Here is a 20,109-nt window from a genome sequence, read left to right as displayed (position 1 = left end):
AGATTGGCAGTTGCCACCGATCAAGTCAAAACGTTCCTGCAGAAAATCAGCCATACGAATTATATCGTCCGGGATCATCGCGTTCATCAAATCCGCGTCCTCCCGGGCGTGACTTTAATAGATATGCTGTATCGGCTCGCCGCCGGGTATCTCGGTGAAAGGCCTATAGAATTAAGACAGATTATTTTTAAGCAGCCTGTTGTAACATCTGAAGAGTTTGATAAACACCTGTATGTGACCTTTACGCCGGCGCGTAACAGCTGGAAAGTTGAGATTACTAGCGAAAAAGCAAAAAACGGCACACCGCTTGGCGGAAACCGGGATGAGAATATGGAATGCCAGCTTTATTTGCAAGAAGACACGCCGCGGGCAAAAGAACTGAATATTGAAGCGTTCATGAAAAACGCAAGCCGAAAATGGGACATGCATGACATTTACGGAATTGCAAGAAGAAGCCATATTGAGCATGGCGAGTTTATGAAAAATGAAGGGGCCGTTTATCAGCTTCAGGATAAAGAAGAATTAATGGAGCTCACTCTAAGTGATTTGGCTGAAGGATTCCGGGAGAAATTTAAGGCGCATCCGGCTTTTTTAGATGCGTCCACCCTTGCCGGCTCTTCCTTTGCATTGTCGGCCCAAAAGCAGAATGACACACCTTATATTCCTTTTATGATCAATCGTTTTTGCATGTATCAGCCGTTTCCGAAAACGATTTACACTTATTCTGCGAAAAACAGCCGCACTGAAAGCGGCGCATCAGATAGCGAACCTGATGTTTATTCGGCCGACTTCACGATTTACGACAGGGCAGGGAACGTATTGGCCGAATGTGAGAAACTGACAGTAAAAAGGGTCAGACAAGCGAATATGATTACCCATCTGATAGACAAAGAGAAGCCGCCTCAGCAGAACAGAAGCGGCCGTGGTGAGTCGGAAAATTCTGTGGCCGCAGAAGACGTGTCTGAACAGCAAACGCCGGAACAAAACATGGTGACTTACATAAAGTCGGAAATCGCCAGGTTGGTCAATCTTCCGGCACAGGATATTGATGTGCGGAAAGGCTTTTATGATATGGGGCTTGACTCGGCGCATTTGCTCAAGCTTGTAAAGATATTAGAGCAGACTTTTCAGCAGCAGTTTTATCCGACACTGCTTTTTGAATATTCATCTGTCCGCCGCCTTGCGGATTACCTTATCAATGAAGCGGGCTGTGTGCTGAAAGATTCGGCCGAAGAACGGCATACATCAGACGTTGACATTGCTGATGAGGTTCTGTTTTTTGAACCCGCCTGGAAAGATCATCCGCTGGAAACGGCGGTGCAGAACGGGCAAAAACACACCCGTCATCTCATTATCGCTGCCGATGCAGGACCCCGTCTCACCGGTGAACTCGGCACATATTGCCCGGAAGCGGAAGTGATAGAACTGAAAAGGGAGCATGAGGTTGCAGATGAGCAGTTTGGAGCAGATGCTGAGCGCATATTTCGTATGCTCAAACGGGAACTGACAGACCATCCGAAAGAACATACATTGATTCAGCTTGTATGCGCCGTTGAGAATGGAGCGGCATTGTCTTCCGCTCTCGGGGCTATGCTGAAAACGGCACATCTGGAAAATCCGGCTCTTCGCACTCAGGTGATCACCTTCTGTGACAAGAATGAGAGATTGCCAAGTGATACGGCGGCAATGATAAGAACAGAAGCAGACTGCTCTCATGCAGGCTGCACAGATATTCGGTATAAAGACAATATGCGGCAGATCAGATTGTTCGAACGTATTGAGAAACTGGACGGGCAGACACAGTCTCCTTGGAAACAAAACGGCGTATATGTCATTACAGGAGGTCTCGGCGGTCTTGGATTTCTGCTTGCCCGTCACCTTGCAGAAAAAGAAAAGGTGAAGCTCGCACTCATCGGCCGTTCGCCGGAACAGTCTGAGAAGATCAGCGGACTGAAAGCATTGGGCGCAGAAGTTCTTTACGTTCAAGCGGACATCGGCAGCAAAGCCGAAACAGAGCGGGCATTTGCTCAGATTACAGAAACTTTTGGCCGGCTGACGGGCATTTTTCATTGCGCCGGTGTTTTAAAAGATCAATTTATCATCCAAAAAGACAGTTCTGACTTGAAGCGGGTGTTCCTGCCGAAAATCAGCGGCCTGATTCATGCGGACGAAGCTTCACGGAATGAACCGCTTGAATTTTTCGCCGTTTTTTCCTCATTCTCGGCGTTGGCCGGAAATGCCGGCCAGACAGATTATGCCGCAGCGAACGCTTTTATGGATGAATATATGAAATATCGCGATTGCAGAGCGGAAAAAGGCGAACGGACCGGGGCTTCTATGACGATCAACTGGCCGCTTTGGGAAGATGGCGGCATGCAGGTTGACAGCTTGATGAAAGAGATCATGAATGATGCAACGGGCACCAGCCCGCTTCCGGCCGGGGAAGGGATGGCTTCACTTGAATATATGCTGCGTCTCGGCAAGCTGCAATCTGTTATTTTATACGGGAAGGAGCCGGCTGTAACTGAAAGCATGGCCCGATTGGTTCCGATGGCAGACAAGAACCGCTCTTCATTATCCCATGCAGCTGTAAAGAGAAGGAGCCAAAAACAAGAGAGACATACAGAAGAGCACGATATTGCGGTAATCGGATTGGCGGGAAGATACCCGCAGGCGGGAAGCATTGATGAATTTTACCAAAATCTGCGCTCAGGGAAAGATTGCATCACAACAATGCCGAAAGACAGATGGAAAGGTTATCCTTTCTCATATGAAGCAGATCAGTTCTACCGTTACGGAGGATTTTTAGATCGCATAGACAGCTTTGATCCGCTGTTTTTCAATCTGACTCCGCGCCAGGCTGAAATGATGGACCCGCAAGCACGGCTGTTTTTAGAGACGGCTTGGGAAGCTTGTGAAGATGCCGGTTTTTATCAGGACAGAACGGCGCGCGGGCCATCTTCGCAAAAGAGAAAACGCGTCGGGGTATTCGCAGGTGTGTTTTGGAGCCATTATGAGCTGTTCGGGGCTGAAATCACACAGCGGGGCACACCGCTGTCTATGGGCGTGACGCCTGCCTCTGTTCCGAATATCGTGTCTCACTGCCTGAACTTTACGGGACCGTCAATGGCTGTTGATACGATGTGCTCTTCTTCGCTCACATCCATACATTTGGCATGTGAAAGCATTAAAAGAGGGGAGTGCGAATTCGCCCTTGCCGGCGGTGTGAATGCGGTCACACACCCGCATAAATATGCGTTTTTGGCGAATGCCGGATTTCTGTCTTCAGAAGGCGTCTGCAAAAGCTTCGCCGACGGCGGTGACGGTTATGTGCCGGGAGAAGGTGTCGGCGCGGTGTTACTGACAACCGTTCAAGAAGCGGAAAGAATGGGCTGTCCGATATATGGCGTCATAAAAGGCTCCGCTTTAAACCATGTCGGAAAAACATCCGGTTTGACCGTGCCTGATCCGGCATCACAGGCGGAAGTCATTACAGATTCTTTTCAGAGTGCCGGCATTGATCCGGAGACACTGAGCTATATTGAAGCCCACGGAACAGGCACGTCTCTGGGTGATCCGATTGAAATTGAAGGGCTGAGCCGCGCTTTCCGCAAATGGACAAACAAGAAGCGGTTTTGCGCCATCGGCTCTGCCAAATCAAATATCGGCCATTTAGAAGGAGCAGCCGGGATCGCCGGATTAACAAAGGTGCTTTTGCAGCTGAAGCATGGAGAAATCTTTCCGTCATTGCACGCGGACACGCTGAATCCCCATATTCCGTTTCCGGACACGCCGTTTTATGTGGCGGACCGGCTGGAAGAATGGGAACGGCCGTCACATCCTGACCAGCCGAGAAGAGCGGGTTTAAGTTCTTTTGGCGCCAGCGGGAGCAATGCCCATTTTGTCATAGAAGAATATCTGCCGCCGCAGGCTGAAAAGAAATCGGTAAATATACGGGAAGACGAGCCGGTTCTGTTTCTGCTTTCGGCAAAAAATGAAGAACGCCTATTAGAATATGTCAAACGGTATGACCGCTTTTTACGGGAAAAAGAAGTCAACCTTAAAGACCTGGCCTACACGCTTCAAGCTGGCAGAGAAGCGATGCCTGAACGGCTGGCATTGATCGTTACATCCGTTTGCGTCCTGCAAGCGAAACTGAAGGATGTGCTTGAACGGAAAACAGAAATTGAAGGATGTTTCCGCGGACGTGCTCAAGATGATATTTCATCAAGTGGAATGGCCGAGCTGTTGAAAAACAAGCAATATTCCAGATTGCTCACTGAGTGGGCAAAAGGAGCCGCCGTTGACTGGAGCCTGTTATACGAAGGAGAGAAGCCGAAACGGGTCAGCCTTCCTGTATATCCGTTCGCGAAGGAGCGGTATTGGGTGCCTGTGCCTGCGGATATCCGGAAACAGACAGACGAACCGGCGGCGGAAAACCAAAAGATCATTCTTCAAAAAGACTGGAAGCAGCAAGATCCGGCGGAGTCTGAAGCATTATCAGGAACAGTAATGATACTTGCAACTGATAAGACGAGCCGATTGGCCGATGCTCTTTTTAAAGGAAACGGCCATATTGAAACGATCTGCTTCATCCATCAGGCAAAAGACGGCGCTGATTATTACGCCGCCGCATCGGGGCGAAACCTTTACGGCAGAGTGCGGGAGTCTCTTCAAAACAAACAGATACTCGGGGTCGTCGACATAACCGCATATGACGCGGAATATGAACGGCAGGAAGAGATAGAACACGGAAAGCTTGCCTTTTTACAGCAGGCTCTGGAATCACTCCGTCATAGCGGCGCTGTGTTCAGCCAAGTGACACACCGCCTCCAGCCTTTCAAGGAAAGTAAACCTCTGATGCAAGGGGCGAAAACGGCGGGGCTGTACCGGATGCTGGGCGCTGAGTATGCCAACATTCATTCTTTTACGATAGATAGCGATTGTGAGATTGAGCATACAGAAGAATTAAGCAGACAGATTGAGACTGAATTTTTACAGCCGCGGGCCAAAAGCGTCAGTGAATGCTGCTACAGGCTGAATCGCCGTTATGTGCCGTTTCTGAAGCAGGGTATGAATGTTTCGGCGGCGCCTGAGCTTTCCTATTCGTCTGATGATGTGCTGTTAATAACGGGCGGATCGCGCGGGATCGGCGCAATTGCGGCGGAGCATGCCGTTTCACGCGGCTGCAGGAAACTGGTCATCATGGGGCGGGAGCCGCTTCCCGATTCCTCAGAGTGGGCAGACATGAAAAAGGACGGCATTCTCCCGGAAAAAGCCGAGCGGATGCAGAGGTTAGCCGAGCGGGGCGCGGAGATCCGTTATTACAGCGTTTCTCTTACGGATCAAAAGGGGATCCGGAAAATGACGGACAGCATCCGCGGCACGATGGGGCCGATTACCGGCGTTTTTCATTGCGCGGGCGCAATGGGAGAACACCCCGCTTTTTATAACAAAACTGAAACTGAAATAGAAAGCGTTTGCAAGCCGAAAGTAACAGGGCTTCGCGGTCTCTATGAAGCTGTTCAGAATGAGCCGCTGTCGTTTTTTATTTTGTTCTCATCCGTTTCGGGCCTGATCCCTTCGCTTGCTGCGGGGCAAAGTGACTACGCGATGGCTAATTCATTTATGGACTCTTTTGCAAATCATCAAGCAGGTAAAGGAAACGTGTTTGTTAAAGCCGTTCAATGGCCCGTCTGGAAAGAAACCGGCATGGCTGAAGGCCTGCCGGAAACACCTGCTTATCAAAAATCAGGACTTTCCAGGCTGTCTGCCGAAGACGGACTGAAGTTTTTAGATTACATCATCTTAAACGGACAAAGCTGCGGAATTCCTTGTGTTCCCGAAGACAGTGAGGCTGATTTTGGTGATCTTCTGAAGGTGAAGAAATCTGAAGCTCCCGTGAAAAAAAGCACTGCCGGTGACCAAAAGGTGAAGGATATGATTCGCCAATGGGTGCGCATCGTTTTCAGCGAAGAACTGAAAATGACGGATGAGCAGATAAAAGATGATATGCCGTTTGATGAATACGGGATTGACTCAATACTCTTTGCGGAATTGGTTCAATCATTGCAAAAACGGATCAGCATAAAGTTAACACCGTCCTTAATGCTTCAATATCAAACGATTACAGAAATGGTTGACTATTTCGCAGCGCATCATGGAGCCGATTTTGTGACAAAAGAAAATGGTTTCGTTCAAGACAGGGACGTAGAGCCTGATTTAACCGCCGCCGCTGAAGAGAGAACATCCACGAAGCCGAAAGCGGATACCAAAGACGATATTGCCGTCGTCGGCATGTCCTGCCGTTTTCCGGGGGCGGGCGGAACGGATGCTTTTTGGGAGCTGCTGATGAAAGGAAACACCGCCATTCGGCCTGTCCCCGCATCGCGCTGGCTTGCAACAGCAAATGCAAAGGATTATGCGGGGTGGATTGATGATATCGACATGTTTGATGCGGGATTTTTCGGCATCTCTGAAAAAGACGCGGCAATTATGGACCCGCAGGCGCGGATCATATTAGAAGAAGCGGTTCATTCCGTTTATGATGCCGGGTACGGCCAAAAGGATTTATCGGGCCGGAAAGTCGGCGTGTACATCGGCGGCAGGGCGCAGCCTTCAGCCGGTATGGAACATATCCTGCAGGCGCCTAACCCGATTTTGGGGGCGGGGCAAAACTATTTAGCGGCCAACATTTCACGATTTTTGAATGTCACAGGGCCGAGCCTTGTCGTGGATACAGCATGTTCCTCAGGGCTGATCGGGCTGTCCTTTGCAAAAGACGCCCTTTTGGCCGGAAGGATTGACGCGGCCTTAGTCGGTTCGGTGAGTCTGCTCTTATCTCCGTCCGCGCACCGGTTATTCGGAGCACGCCATATTTTAAATGAGAACGGCGTGTTTCATATATTCGACCGTGAATCAGCGGGAGAAGTGCTCGGAGAAGGAGCGGGGGCGGTTTTTATTAAACGATTGAGCGATGCGGTGCGGGACGGAGACCGTATTTACGGCGTCATAAAAGCCGTCTCGGTAAACAATGACGGCCGGACGCTCGGTCCCGGTTCACCGAATATAAGAGCGCAGAGAGACGCCATTCAAACTGCGCTTGACATGGCGGAAAAGTCGCCCGAAGACATTGGATATATAGAAGTGAACGGAGGCGGTTCCCCAATCGTTGATTCGGTGGAAATCAAGGCGCTCTCAGATGTCTATCAGCTGAACCGGAAAACGCTTCTGCCCTGCCGGATCGGATCGGTGAAACCGAATGTGGGGCATTTGCTTCTGTCTTCAGGTCTTGCGGGCTTCATCCGATGTGTGCTGAGCGTCTATCATAAGCGGATTCCGCCTTTCTTATCAGCGCGTGAGCCATTTGAACATTATGACTTTGAAGCGTCGCGTATTCATTTTAATCGTGAACCCGTTGATTGGCATTCAGAGAAGAAACCCCGCGTCGCAGCTCAGAGTTCATTTCCTGACGGCGGGACAAATGCTCATATCCTCGTTGAAGAATACAGAGGTGAAAGGCAGCGGGAACATCACCGGGCGCCTCAGCCGCCGGAATTCAGAAAAAAACACTACCCGCTTTTGGGCGGCTGGAACAGCACGGAGAATGAAGCGGAAAAAACAAGTAATGAAAAAACAGACATTGCGGATCTTTTAAAGAAATATGAGAAAAAAGCAGAGACAAGCACTGCACCTGCAGACTCGTTTTGGCAGGTGACAACGTGACGTTTTTAAAAGGGGACTAACCATGAAAAAAACAGTGAATCTGCGCCTGACGGCAGAACATCCCATTATGAAACACCATCTTGTTCACGGAGAATCTGTCATGCCCGGTCTGGCCTATATTGATATGCTGTATCAGCTGGCAAAGCAAAGCCTTGATCTTTCATTCCGTTCCATCTGTCTGAAACGGGTGACCATTTATCATCCTTTATCAGTGAAACGGTCAGAGCGGCTTGATGTGAGTGTCATATTCAGTAAAGAAAAGGAGTTCTGGACTGCCTCGATTTGCGGGGCGGATTCCGGGACGGTTTTCTTATCAGCGGAGGTGCATGAAGGGGTTTTCTCATCAGATAAGCGCCTTGACGCGGAAGAGAAAAAACAAGTTGCGCTTCCATCAGTCTCCTTGCATACGGTTTACGAAGACGCGAGAAGCCGCGGACTGTCGCATGACGGGCTGATGAAGCCGGAGGGAGAGATCTATGCAAATGAAGAGGAATGTTTCCTTGATATTCGGCAGTCTGATTCATGCCAGGAAAATCTCCCCGGCGCTCTCTTTCATCCCGCGCTGATGGACGGTGCCGCCATGGCCTCCGGCGTATTGCAGACAGCTGCAGGCGCCGGTTTGTTTTTACCGATTTATTATGATTCGTTTATTGCCGCTGAAACCGTTACGGAGCGCTGTTACGCGGTGATTTCGAAAAAATTCGGCACGCCTTCTGAAATGGTGAAAATGGATATTGACTTTTACAACCCCAGCGGTGCGCATATTGCTTCACTGCTCGGCCTGACAGCCAAAAAGGTGCGGACAGACCGGCAGCTGATACCAGGCGTTCAGCAGATGGAGGAAACCTTATACCGCATTTTTTCAACATACGTAGGCCGTCCTGTCACAAGAAATGATGCGCACACCGTATTTTTTGAATTAGGCCTTGAATCGTCACAGCTTCTGGCCATTATTAAAGACATCGAAGGGGCGTTTGATCTGCGGCTGAATCCGACTCTTTTATTTGAGTGCAGCAGCATATCCGAACTGCTTGAAGACATAAAAACAAAAGGAACAGAAGAATCTTCCGGCCTTGTCGCGGATGCAGCACCGGTCTCTGAAACGCAATCAGTCAGTCAGACATTTACTTTCTATGAACATGAAGCATTCCTTCAGGATCATCTGGTTTTCGGCAAACCGGCACTGATGGGTGTAGTGTATCCGTGTCTGGTGCTTGAAGCATCCGGAGCGTCTCATTCCGGCACGTATCCCGCCGAGCTGAAAGATATCCGCTTTACGGGCGGGCCCGTCACGCTGGAGCCGGGAGAGGCCGCACAGATTGACATTTCATTTGCGGCAGAAAAGAGTGCCGAACGCTTTACCGCAAGCTGCACTGTCTCCGGTAAAGAAAGCCGGAAGACGTGTGCCGAAGGAGAAATAAGCAGATATACAGAGGCACCCGTAAAAAAATCGTATGACGTTGAACAAATGAAGGCGCATGCACAAAAGGTGGCGCCGGATGTTATTTCCCGTCTGTACGATTCGGTTGCCGACTTCACGATAGGCCCGATGCTGAAAACGGTAACGGCGGGATACAAAATGAGTGAGAGCTCCTTTTTATTGCAGCTGGACTTATCAGGAAAAAAAGAAAAAGGCGATCTGCGTCACTTTGCATTTGACCCGCTTATATTGAATTCTTGTTATATGTCGCTCGGTGAAGAAGAATTGCAGCTGAAAAAGCGGATTCACGTCCCGCTCATGATTGAGAGGCTGACGCTTTACGGACCTGTCATGTCTGATACCGCCTATGTGGTGAATACAATCAAACATAAAAAAGACGGGTTTCTCTCATTTGATGCCGCAGTCCTCAGTCATACCGGGGAACAGCTGGCGGAATTGAAAAACGCGTCTGTGAAAGAAGTGCTTCAGCCAAATCGGCTTGAAAATGCGTCTTTTGCCCCGTCCGGGAATCAAAGCCGTCAGAAAACGAAAGGAAAACCGCTGGATATTGCCATTGTCGGGATTTCCGGCAAGTATCCGCAGGCCGATGATATCAATGCGTTTTGGGAAAATCTCAAACAAGGAAAGGATTGTATTACCGAAATTCCGAAAGACCGCTGGAAATGGGAACATTACTTTTCCGAGGACCGGACGGCGCCGGGAGCGATCTACAGCAAATGGGGCGGATTCATTGACGGGATCGCCGATTTTGATCCTGAGTTCTTTAAGATTTCCCCCCGTGAAGCGGAACACCTTGATCCTCAGGAACGGCTGTTTTTAATGCATGCGTGGATGGCCATGGAGGATGCGGGATATACGAGGACATCACCTGAACTGGGCCGTCAGGTAGGTGTGTATGCCGGTGTCATGTATCAGGAATACCCGCTATTCGCCGCTGAAGCGGGAGTGAAAGGACGGCATATCGGGCTCCCCGGTGGGATTTCATCCATTGCTAACCGTGTCTCCTATTTTTGTGATTTTCAAGGGCCGAGCATTTCGGTCGATACGATGTGTTCGGGTTCGCTGACTTCATTGTACATGGCGTGCCGGGATCTGCGGGATCATCGGATTCGCGCGGCGCTTGCCGGCGGAGTGAATCTCACCGTTCATCCTAACAAGTACTTCATGCTGAGCCAGGGGCAGTTCATCTCATCTAAAGGACACTGCGGGAGTTTCGGCGCCGGGGGTGACGGCTATATTCCGGCAGAAGGGGTCGGGGTGCTGCTTCTTAAACGTTTAGAAGACGCCGTACAAGACGGAGATCGGATTTACGGCGTCATTAAGGGAGCTGCCATTAATCACGGCGGAAGAGCGAGCGGTTACACCGTACCGAACCCCAAGGCGCAAAGCGAAGTCATTTCTCAAGCTTTACAGGAGGCGGGGGTTTCTCCGGGCCAGATCAGCTATGTGGAAGCGCACGGGACAGGGACGAAATTAGGCGATCCGATTGAAATCCGGGCTTTAACCGATGCATTCGGTGATGTTCCTGAAACATGTCTCATCGGGTCTGTCAAATCAAATATCGGACATGGGGAATCGGCAGCAGGCATCGCCGCTGTCACAAAAGTGCTGCTGCAGATGAAGCACAAACAAATCGCCCCATCTTTGCATGCAGATGTTTTAAATCCGAATATCCAATTTGACGAAGGACCGTTTTCCGTCTGCCGGGAATTAACAGATTGGAAACGGATTGCCGCAGACGGAGCAGAACAGCCGCTCAGGGCGGGGATCAGCAGCTTTGGTGCGGGCGGTTCTAACGCGCATATCATTATTGAAGAATATGAGGCTCCTGTCAAACAAGCAATCAGCAGCCAAGAGCCGGCTGTCATTCTGCTGTCTGCGAAAAATGGGGAGCGTCTGACAGAATACGCGGAGCGCCTTCTTGCTTTTCTTCAAAAGAAGCATACGGATAAGCCGGACTTATTTGATGTCGCATACACTTTACAAGCGGGGCGGGAAGCGATGGATGAGCGGCTGGCTTTCATTGCGGACTCTCTTAAGGAGCTGGAGGACAAGCTCAGATCGTACTTGGAAAATGAAAACGCACCGCATCTTTACAGGGGGCGGGCGAAGCGAAATCATGAGACAGTGGCTGTGTTTGAATCTGATGAAGATTTGCAGGAAGCCATGGTTAAATGGCTGAAAAAGAGAAAGTACGGTCATTTGCTGAACATGTGGGTGCAGGGAGTCGATGTGGACTGGAACTTGTTATATTCGGGACAAAAACCCCGGAGAATCAGTCTTCCCGCCTATCCGTTTGCAAAGGTCAGATGCTGGATTCAAGATGAAGCAGAGGCGGTTTCAAAAAGGGATGGCGGCAAAACGGTGATCCATCCGCTGCTTCATGAAAACACATCCGATCTGTGGGAGCTGAAATTCACATCCGTTTTTACCGGACGGGAATTCTTTTTCACTGACCACACAGTCAATGGGGAGAAGGTGCTCCCGGGAGCCGCCGTGATCGAAATGGCCAGGGCGGCCGTTGAGCGTGCCGCATACGCTGTGCCGGACGGACGTAAAGGAATGTATTTGAAAGATCTCATATGGATGAGGCCTGTCGTTCATAAGGGGACGGATGTAGAAGTCCATATCAGCCTTATCCTTAAGGGAAATGAAGACATTGAATTTACGATTTACAGCCTATCGGAAGAACCCGGGGGAGAACGGATTATATACAGTAAAGGCACCGCGGTATCAGGAGAGATAGCAGCGGTTCCGTCAGTTCACTTAGAGGGCTGGCTGTCCGGCTGCAGCCAATCGGTTATGACGTCTGATGAGGTTTATCAGGCTTTCCGGCATGCGGGTATGATATACGGGCCGAGCCATCAAGGAATTGATCAGCTGATGATCGGAGAGAGGGGAGCTGCAGCCCGGCTGTCGCTGCCGGAATCGGCAGACAGTACCGCCGATCAGTTTGTCATCCATCCGAGTCTTTTAGATGCCGCGTTTCAGGCGTCACTGGGTGCCGGTTCAGATACTGCCGGAGACACTCCGATGCTGCCGTTTTCCCTGCGGCAGGCAGAAATATTTCAGCCGACTCAGAAAACGATGTGGGCGCTTGTCCGCAAACAGAGCGATCGGTCAGATAACGGAGCGCTGACGCTGGATATTGATTTATGTGATGAAAACGGCGCTGTTTGTATGAGATTAACAGGCTTCTCCTGCCGGGCTGTCCAGCAGACAAACCAAACCGAAAGCAAACGGCAGGAAGTTCAGACGGCGATGCTTGCCCCTGTTTGGGACAAAACTTTCTTTTCTCTGGAAGAAAATCGAGCGGTTGAGGAACAATTGCTGATCATCGGAAAGCCGGGAAATACCATAAAGGCTGCGGCAAAAATGTGGCCCCGCGCCCATCTGGCGGAGACGCCGGATCATTCAAGCGAGCAAACATTACGTGAATTGACAGCCGGGTATCAGGATATCCGCCATTTCTTATGGATTGCGCCGGATCGTTTCGCACCCGCATCCGTCAGTCAGGAAATGCTTGATGAGCAGGAGAATGGGGTGATTCAATGTTTCCGTTTCATCAAAGCGCTGCTGTCACTCGGGTATGGAAACCGAAACATCAGCTTTACGGCGGTGACCCGGCAGACACAGTCCGTGTATCCGGGTGATCTGCCGCAGCCTGAGCATGCAGGCGTACACGGTTTGATCGGTTCATTGGCAAAAGAATATCCGAACTGGGACATCAGGCTGATTGATGCAGAAGAAGGCAGTGATTCGTCTGAGATGAAAAACATCTGGCGCCTTCCTCCAGATCCGGACGGAAATGCTGCCGCGTACCGTAACGGAGCTTGGCACAAGCAAAAAACAGTCCGGGTGCTGACAAGTTCCGCTCCGCGTATGTCGTACAGAGAAGGCGGCGTTTATGCTGTCATCGGCGGAGCGGGCGGCATCGGAGAAGCATGGAGCAAATACATGATCACCCGTTACAAGGCACGGATGATATGGATCGGCAGGCGGCCGAAGGATCAGGAGATTCAGAGCAAAATAGACAGGCTGGCGCTATCAGGCCCCGCGCCGCATTATATACAGGCTGATGCTCAAGATGCCGCAGCGCTTAAAGCGGCCGTCCGTTCCGTAAGAGAGCAATACGGCAATATAACGGGAGTCATCCATTCCGCGATAACGCTTGCCGACAAAAGTATGGCGAATATGGATGAAGCTTCTTTCAGAAACGCTTATTCAGCTAAGGTGAATACGAGCGTCCGAATGATCGAAGCTTTTAAGGAAGAACCGTTTGATTTTGTGCTGTTTTTCTCATCCGTTAATTCTTTCACAAAAAATGCCGGGCAAAGCAACTATGCGGCAGGGTGTACATTTCAAGACGCCTTTGCCCGCCATATCGCTTCCTTGCTTGATTGTGAAGTGAAAGTCATGAATTGGGGATATTGGGGCAGTCTGGGTGTTGTATCAGACCCGTCTTACAGAAAACGGATGGAGGCGTCAGGGATCGGTTCTATTGAACCCGATGAAGCAATGGAGGCGCTGGAAGTCTTACTATCAGAACCGTTCAGCCAAGCGGCATTCATCAAAGCTGCTCCGCACGGCTTAGCCGCGCTGACGGATCAAGATGCAATATCGGTTGTATCCGGCCCGAAGCCTTCATTTATGGAAAGCGTCAAGCGGCAAAATCCGGATCGGAATGAACGGCTTGAGACTTTAAAACGAGAAATGGAGTTGCGCATATGAACAGCCTTCTTTGCAAACTGCTCTTTTACCAATTACAGTCAATCGGTTTTTTCAGCGAGCCTGTCACTACACCTGCAGCATCCATGCGGAGCGCCGGCGTGATCGGCACATACGGCAGATGGCTGGAAGAAAGCCTGAATCTATTAAAAGAAAACGGATATATCGCGTATGACGGATACACGGTCACTCTTCTCACGGATCAGCGCCCGGACGGCCGCACAGTCTGGAATGAGTGGAATGCCCATAAACGCCTGCTTCCCAATGGGGAGCTTGCGCAAGCTGAATTGGCCGAGGCGACGATAAAAGCGATGCCTTCCATTTTAAAAGGAGAACGTCCGGCTACGGATATCGTATTTCCCGATTCATCAATGCGGCTCGTTGAAGGTGTTTATAAGCATAATCCTGTCGCGGATTATTTTAATGAAGTGTTAGCAGATTCCGCGGCCGCTTACCTGAAAGCCTATCTTACAGAACACCCCGATGCCCGTATCAGGCTGATAGAAGTAGGGGCCGGGACGGGCGGAACGAGCGCCATGCTGTTTACAAAACTGAAACCATTTGCAAAACAGATTGCGGAATATTGTTATACGGACGTTTCTAAAGCTTTTTTAATGCATGCCGAACAGGAATACGGACCTGATGTGCCGTATTTGACAACAGCCTTGTTTAATGCAGAGGAGCCTTGCGAATCACAAAATATCAAAACGGGTGTTTACGATATTGTCATCGCCGCCAATGTGCTTCACGCCACAAAAAATATCGGTTTGACACTGCGCCGTCTGAAAGCGCTCCTGAAATACAACGGGATGATTTTGATAAACGAAATCAGCGATCGTTCTGTTTTTACCCATTTAACCTTCGGGCTGCTTGACGGCTGGTGGTCCTATGAGGATGCTGAGCTTCGGATTCCGGGAAGTCCCGGCCTATATCCAAAATCGTGGGAGCGTGTGCTGCATTCGGAAGGATACAGAGCGGTTTGTTTCCCTGCTGAAACGGCTCATGATTTAGGCCAGCAGATTATCGCAGCTGAGAGTGACGGACTCGTTCGGATGCAAGGGATCAGAGACGGCAGAAAGCCATACGCCGCCCCGGCCGAAGTTTTCCGAAAGCCCGCGCAGCCTGTTTCCCGCAGCCGCGCGCCAGAGGTGCATCAAGCTGTTAAGGCTGATGGGGAATCGGTCGCTTCCCATGTCCGCTCTGTCATCAAAACAAGTATTGCCGATGTATTAAAAATGAAAGAAGAGGATATTCAGGAAGAACTGAACTTCTCTGAATACGGCATTGATTCCATTCTGGCCGTCAATGTGATTAACGAGATTAATAAGCGATTGAATCTTACACTGCAGACAACGATTTTATTTGATTACTATCATGTGAAACTGCTGACCGGTTATATCTCGGAAGAATACGAAACCATCATAGCCTCGTCTCTGAAGACCGATAGAGCGAAAATCCGCCCGGCGCTTCAGGAAGAACGGCCTGCTGAAAAACCTCTGCAGACGGAAAGAAAGGAAAACGGTTATCAGAAACCGAAACAAGAACGTATGCCGCCTTCTTTCGCAAAGTCCGATGACTCGGGAATGTTCCGGGTTGTGATTGACCGTCCGGGCGGCATTGAAGATCTGACGATTGCCCGCAGTGAGGTGCCCGAGACAAAAGATGACGAAGTTCAAATAGCCGTCCGCGCCTTTTCTTTAAACTTCGGAGACTTGCTTTGTGTCAGAGGGCTGTACCCGACGATGCCGCCTTATCCGTTCACTCCGGGATTTGAAGCAAGCGGCGTCGTGATCAAGGCAGGGAGGCATGTAACATCCGTCATTCCAGGTGATGAAGTGATTGTCGGCATGGGAGAGGAATTTGGATCTCAGGCGAATCTCATCACATGTAAAGAACATCAAGTCTATCATAAACCGGCCCGGCTGACCTTTGAAGAAGCATGCGCTCTTCCCACCGTGGCGGTGACCATGATAGACGCCTTCCGGAAAGCCGGACTTAAAAAAGGCGAAAAAATATTAATTCAGACCGCGACGGGAGGAACGGGGCTGATCGCGGTGCAAATGGCCCGGCATATCGGCGCGGAAATATATGCCACGGCCGGATCACAGAAAAAAATTGAGTATTTGCATTCGCTCGGGGTCCGCAATACCATCTGCTATTTAGAAGAAGATTTTGAAACGGAAATCATGCGAATGACCGGCGGCCGTGGGGTGGATGTTGTCATTAATACCCTGGCCGGTGATGCCTTGCAAAAAGGAATGAATTGCCTGGCGCCGGGCGGAAGATATATCGAAATTGCCATGACTGCGCTGAAATCCGCTAAATCAGTCGACTTGTCCGTCCTTCATAACAATCAATCGTTTCACAGCGTGGATTTGCGGAAGCTGTCCCTTCAAAATCCGGACCAGGTCAAGGACTATCAATTGGAACTGCAGCGGCTGGCGGAAGAGGGAGTCATTCAGCCTGTCATCTCAAAAATCTTTTCCTTTGAAGACATAAAAGAAGCGTATCACTGTCTGGATGACCGCGGAAATATCGGGAAAATCGTCATCAGCGTTTCTGAGCCGTATCAAATGACGTACCGCCCCGAACAAAAGGATCCGGCCGATACAGTAAAATCAGCAGCTGTGTTACCTGAAAAAGAACCGATCGCGATTATCGGGATGAGCGGGCGGTTTGCTGAATCGGAGAATCTCCATGAGTTTTGGGAACACTTAGCCGCCGGACGGGATCTGATTAAAAAAGCAGACAGATGGGATATCTCTGACAGCCAATGCCAGTATGGCAGTTTTATAGAGGACATTGAATGTTTTGACCCCGTTTTCTTTCATATATCGGGACGTGAAGCGACCTATATGGACCCTCAGCAGCGGCTGTTTTTGGAAGAATCATGGAAAGCGCTTGAAGATGCGGGATATGCGGGAGACTCGGTAAGAGGCCGGGAATGCGGCGTGTATGCCGGCTCCTGCGGCGGAGATTACCAGGCCATTTTTAAACAGCAGGGGCCCGCGCAGGCGTTTTGGGGCAATCACAATTCCGTCACTCCGGCAAGGATCGCCTATCATCTTAATTTACAAGGGCCGGCGATCACTGTTGATACAGCATGTTCCAGTTCGCTGACAGCCATTCATTTGGCATGTCAGGGGCTCTGGACGAAAGAAACGGAAATGGCGGTGGCGGGCGGGGTTTTCATTCAATCCACTCCCGCTTTTTATCAATCGTCAAATAAGGCGAATATGCTGTCACCGACCGGACGCTGCCATACGTTTGATCAAAGCGCGGACGGGTTCGTGCCGGGTGAAGGCGTGGGAGCGGTGGTGCTGAAACGTCTTAGCGACGCCGTTAGTGACGGAGATCATGTGTACGGCGTCATAAAAGGATCTGCAATGAATCAGGACGGCGCTACAAACGGAATCACCGCTCCAAGCGCGCTTTCTCAAGAACGATTGGAACGTCATGTCTATGATACTTTTCACATTGATCCGGAAACCATTCAAATGGTGGAAGCTCACGGAACGGGCACTGCACTGGGCGACCCGATCGAATTCGGCGCCTTAACGCGCGCTTTCCGCCGCTATACGGATAAAAAAGGATATTGCGCCATCGGCTCTGTGAAAACCAATCTCGGACATGCCGCTGCGGCCGCGGGGATGGCCGGACTGTTTAAAATCCTGCTGTCGCTGAAGCATCGGCAGATTCCGGCTTCCCTGCATTTTCATCAAGCCAATCAGCATATTCAATTTGCGGACAGCCCGTTTTTTGTGAATGAAAAGCTGATACCGTGGGAACGGAATCCGGATGCACCGCGCAGAGCCGCCATCAGTTCATTCGGATTCAGCGGAACAAATGCCCATCTTGTGATTGAAGAGGCGCCGCAAACCGTGCGCCGGTCGCCGGCAAAACCGGTCTGCTTCATTCCTTTATCTGCGCGGACGGAGCGTCAGCTGGAAATTCAGGCAGAACGCCTGCTGGATTCACTCAGCAAGAACAAAGACAGCGATCTGGGAAATATAAGTTATACGCTCCTGCTCGGCAGAAAGCATTTACATCACCGGTTTGCCTGTATCGTAAGCAGTGCGGACGAACTGAAGCGGGTATTATCGGAGTGGCTTGTAAAAAGAGAGCTTCCGGGTGTGTTTATGTCCAATTTGAAGGATCAGAAGCCGGCAGAAGAAGCCGGAATGAAAACATTCGGAATGGAATGCATTGAACAGTGCCGCTCGGCAGCTTCGCCCGCACAGTACAGAGAAAACCTGGCACATATCGCTGACCTTTTTTGCAGAGGGTATGATCTTCCTTTTACACGGCTTTTTGACGGAGGACAATATTATAAAACGCCGCTGCCGGCCTACCCGTTTTTAAAAGAAAGGTATTGGGCGGCTGATGTAAACAGTTCTTTACCAGGCCAAGCCATGAAAAAGTCTGAAACGCAAACCGTTCTCCCGTCTTCGCCGCAGCCTGAACATGAAGGGCTGATTTCTCTGAGTCCTTTAACTGAGATCGAAATGACAGCGTTTGAACCGGAGACATTGCAAAAGCCAATCGTGTTACAGCCTTTGGATTGTACTGTTTCTGTCCAGCAGCCGGAAAAAGCCGTTTCCGAAGACAATAGAACATTGCTTGAAGAATTGAGGACAAGCCTGGCAGATATTTTATTTTTGTCACCGGAAGATATTGATGCTGATGAGCCTTTCATCGATATGGGTCTTGACTCCATTATCGGGGTTGAATGGATACAAACAGTAAATAAAACGTACCACACTGAGATTACTGCCAATAAGGTGTATGAACACCCGACGCTTGAAGAGCTTGCGGAATATATAGCGGGACAAATAAAGAAACCCGAGTATGCTGAAGCGGAGGAAACCGCGGTACGTCCGGAAATCCCGGAAGCAGAAACTCCCCTTGCCGGCATCTCTGACGGCACTTTGCGCAAAGAGCTCAAAGAAAGCCTTGCGGAGATCCTATTTCTGAAGCCGGAAGATATTGATGAGCATGAGGCATTCATTGAGATGGGGCTGGATTCTATTATCGGTGTGGAATGGGTTCAGTCCATTAATAAAACCTATCAAGCGTCTATTACGGCAAATCTGGTCTATGAATACCCGACAATCGCAACATTAGCCGGGTATCTGACCGGTTCTGTCCAAAAAGACACCGAGGAAGTACATGGGGAACATACGAAACAAAACGATATATCAGAAGAGACAGATGATCAAGAACCGCCCGAGCTGATCTGTCTTAACCCGGGGGGAAAGGGAAGACCGATTTTCTGGTTTCATTCCGCGCTGGGGGCAGTGGAGCTGTACCAGCCTGTTGCCGAACGGACCGGGCGTCCTTTTTACGGAATTCAGGCAAGAGGGTGGATGACAGACCGGGAACCGATCCGCGGCATTAAAAACATGGCGGAATATTACGTTAAGCTCATACGTACCGTGCAGCCCCGGGGTCCTTACGATGTAGGCGGCTATTCATTAGGGGGCATGCTCGCTTATGAAGTCACCCGGCAATTGCAGCTGGCTGGAGAAACCGTTGAGTCAATCGTCATGCTCGACTCCTTTGACGCGGCGGGTGCGCGGGAAATAAACATTCCTGATGAATTATTTGATAAAAATATGATGCTGCAGACGGTGAACATGGCTTTATTTGCACCGATCTATCAACATCCGGAACGCATTTCTGAAACGTTGATTCATCGTGATGAACTGAATGCCGATCTTCATGAAGACATATTTTTAGAGCAATTAATCGCAAAAGCCAAACAGCGGGGATTAACGAAGACGGACGCGTTGGTGAAAAATCTGATCAGGCAGAATATAAACGTTCAGGACGCTTACGAAATCACTGATTACGAACTCCTGCCGCTTCCGGATCCGAACGGGGTGACATGCTATTATTTCCGAAATAAAAACGGTATTTTCTTGGGTGAGCTTGATCCGTATTTTACAATCAGGGCTGATATTTTATCCGCTGATTTCGTCAACTATTGGAGCCAGTGGGAAGAGCATATGACAAACATCGCCATCATGGATGTGGCGGTATCCAATCATATGACGTTATTGGCTGAAGACAGCGCAGCCGAAACGATTTCTGAATTTTGCGGCGTTTTATATTCGGCAGACGGAATGACAGAATACAGCTTTCTGCAGCTGCAGGAAAAGATACTGAATGTGCATGGTGAGATGCTGAAGCAGCCCGCCAAAACAAGACCGTAA

3 protein-coding genes are annotated in these 20,109 nt (G+C 50.0%); all 3 read left to right on the top strand.

Features of this window, described 5'->3' with window-relative positions; genetic code table 11:
• Window positions 1–3: 3 nt before the first annotated feature.
• The 3 genes from NYE42_RS12245 to NYE42_RS12235 are packed head-to-tail and all read left to right on the top strand — an operon-like array spanning window position 4 to window position 20,109.
• Window positions 4–7,725, top strand: coding sequence for an SDR family NAD(P)-dependent oxidoreductase (locus tag NYE42_RS12245; protein ID WP_352426490.1), 7,722 nt, complete (start codon window positions 4–6; stop codon window positions 7,723–7,725).
• Window positions 7,726–7,747: 22 nt separating this feature from the next.
• Window positions 7,748–13,897: a type I polyketide synthase gene (locus tag NYE42_RS12240; RefSeq protein ID WP_352426489.1), complete on the top strand. Its 6,150-nt coding sequence runs from the start codon at window positions 7,748–7,750 to the stop codon at window positions 13,895–13,897.
• Window positions 13,894–20,109, top strand: coding sequence for a beta-ketoacyl synthase N-terminal-like domain-containing protein (locus NYE42_RS12235; RefSeq protein WP_352426488.1), 6,216 nt, complete (start codon window positions 13,894–13,896; stop codon window positions 20,107–20,109). The genes NYE42_RS12240 and NYE42_RS12235 overlap by 4 nt, the downstream gene beginning before the upstream one ends.

Source organism: Bacillus sp. FSL K6-2865, from assembly GCF_040311405.1.
Lineage (GTDB): Bacteria > Bacillota > Bacilli > Bacillales > Bacillaceae > Bacillus > Bacillus velezensis.
The sequence above is the reverse complement of the archived record's forward strand: the minus strand, read 5'-3'. Positions and strand labels throughout refer to the sequence as shown.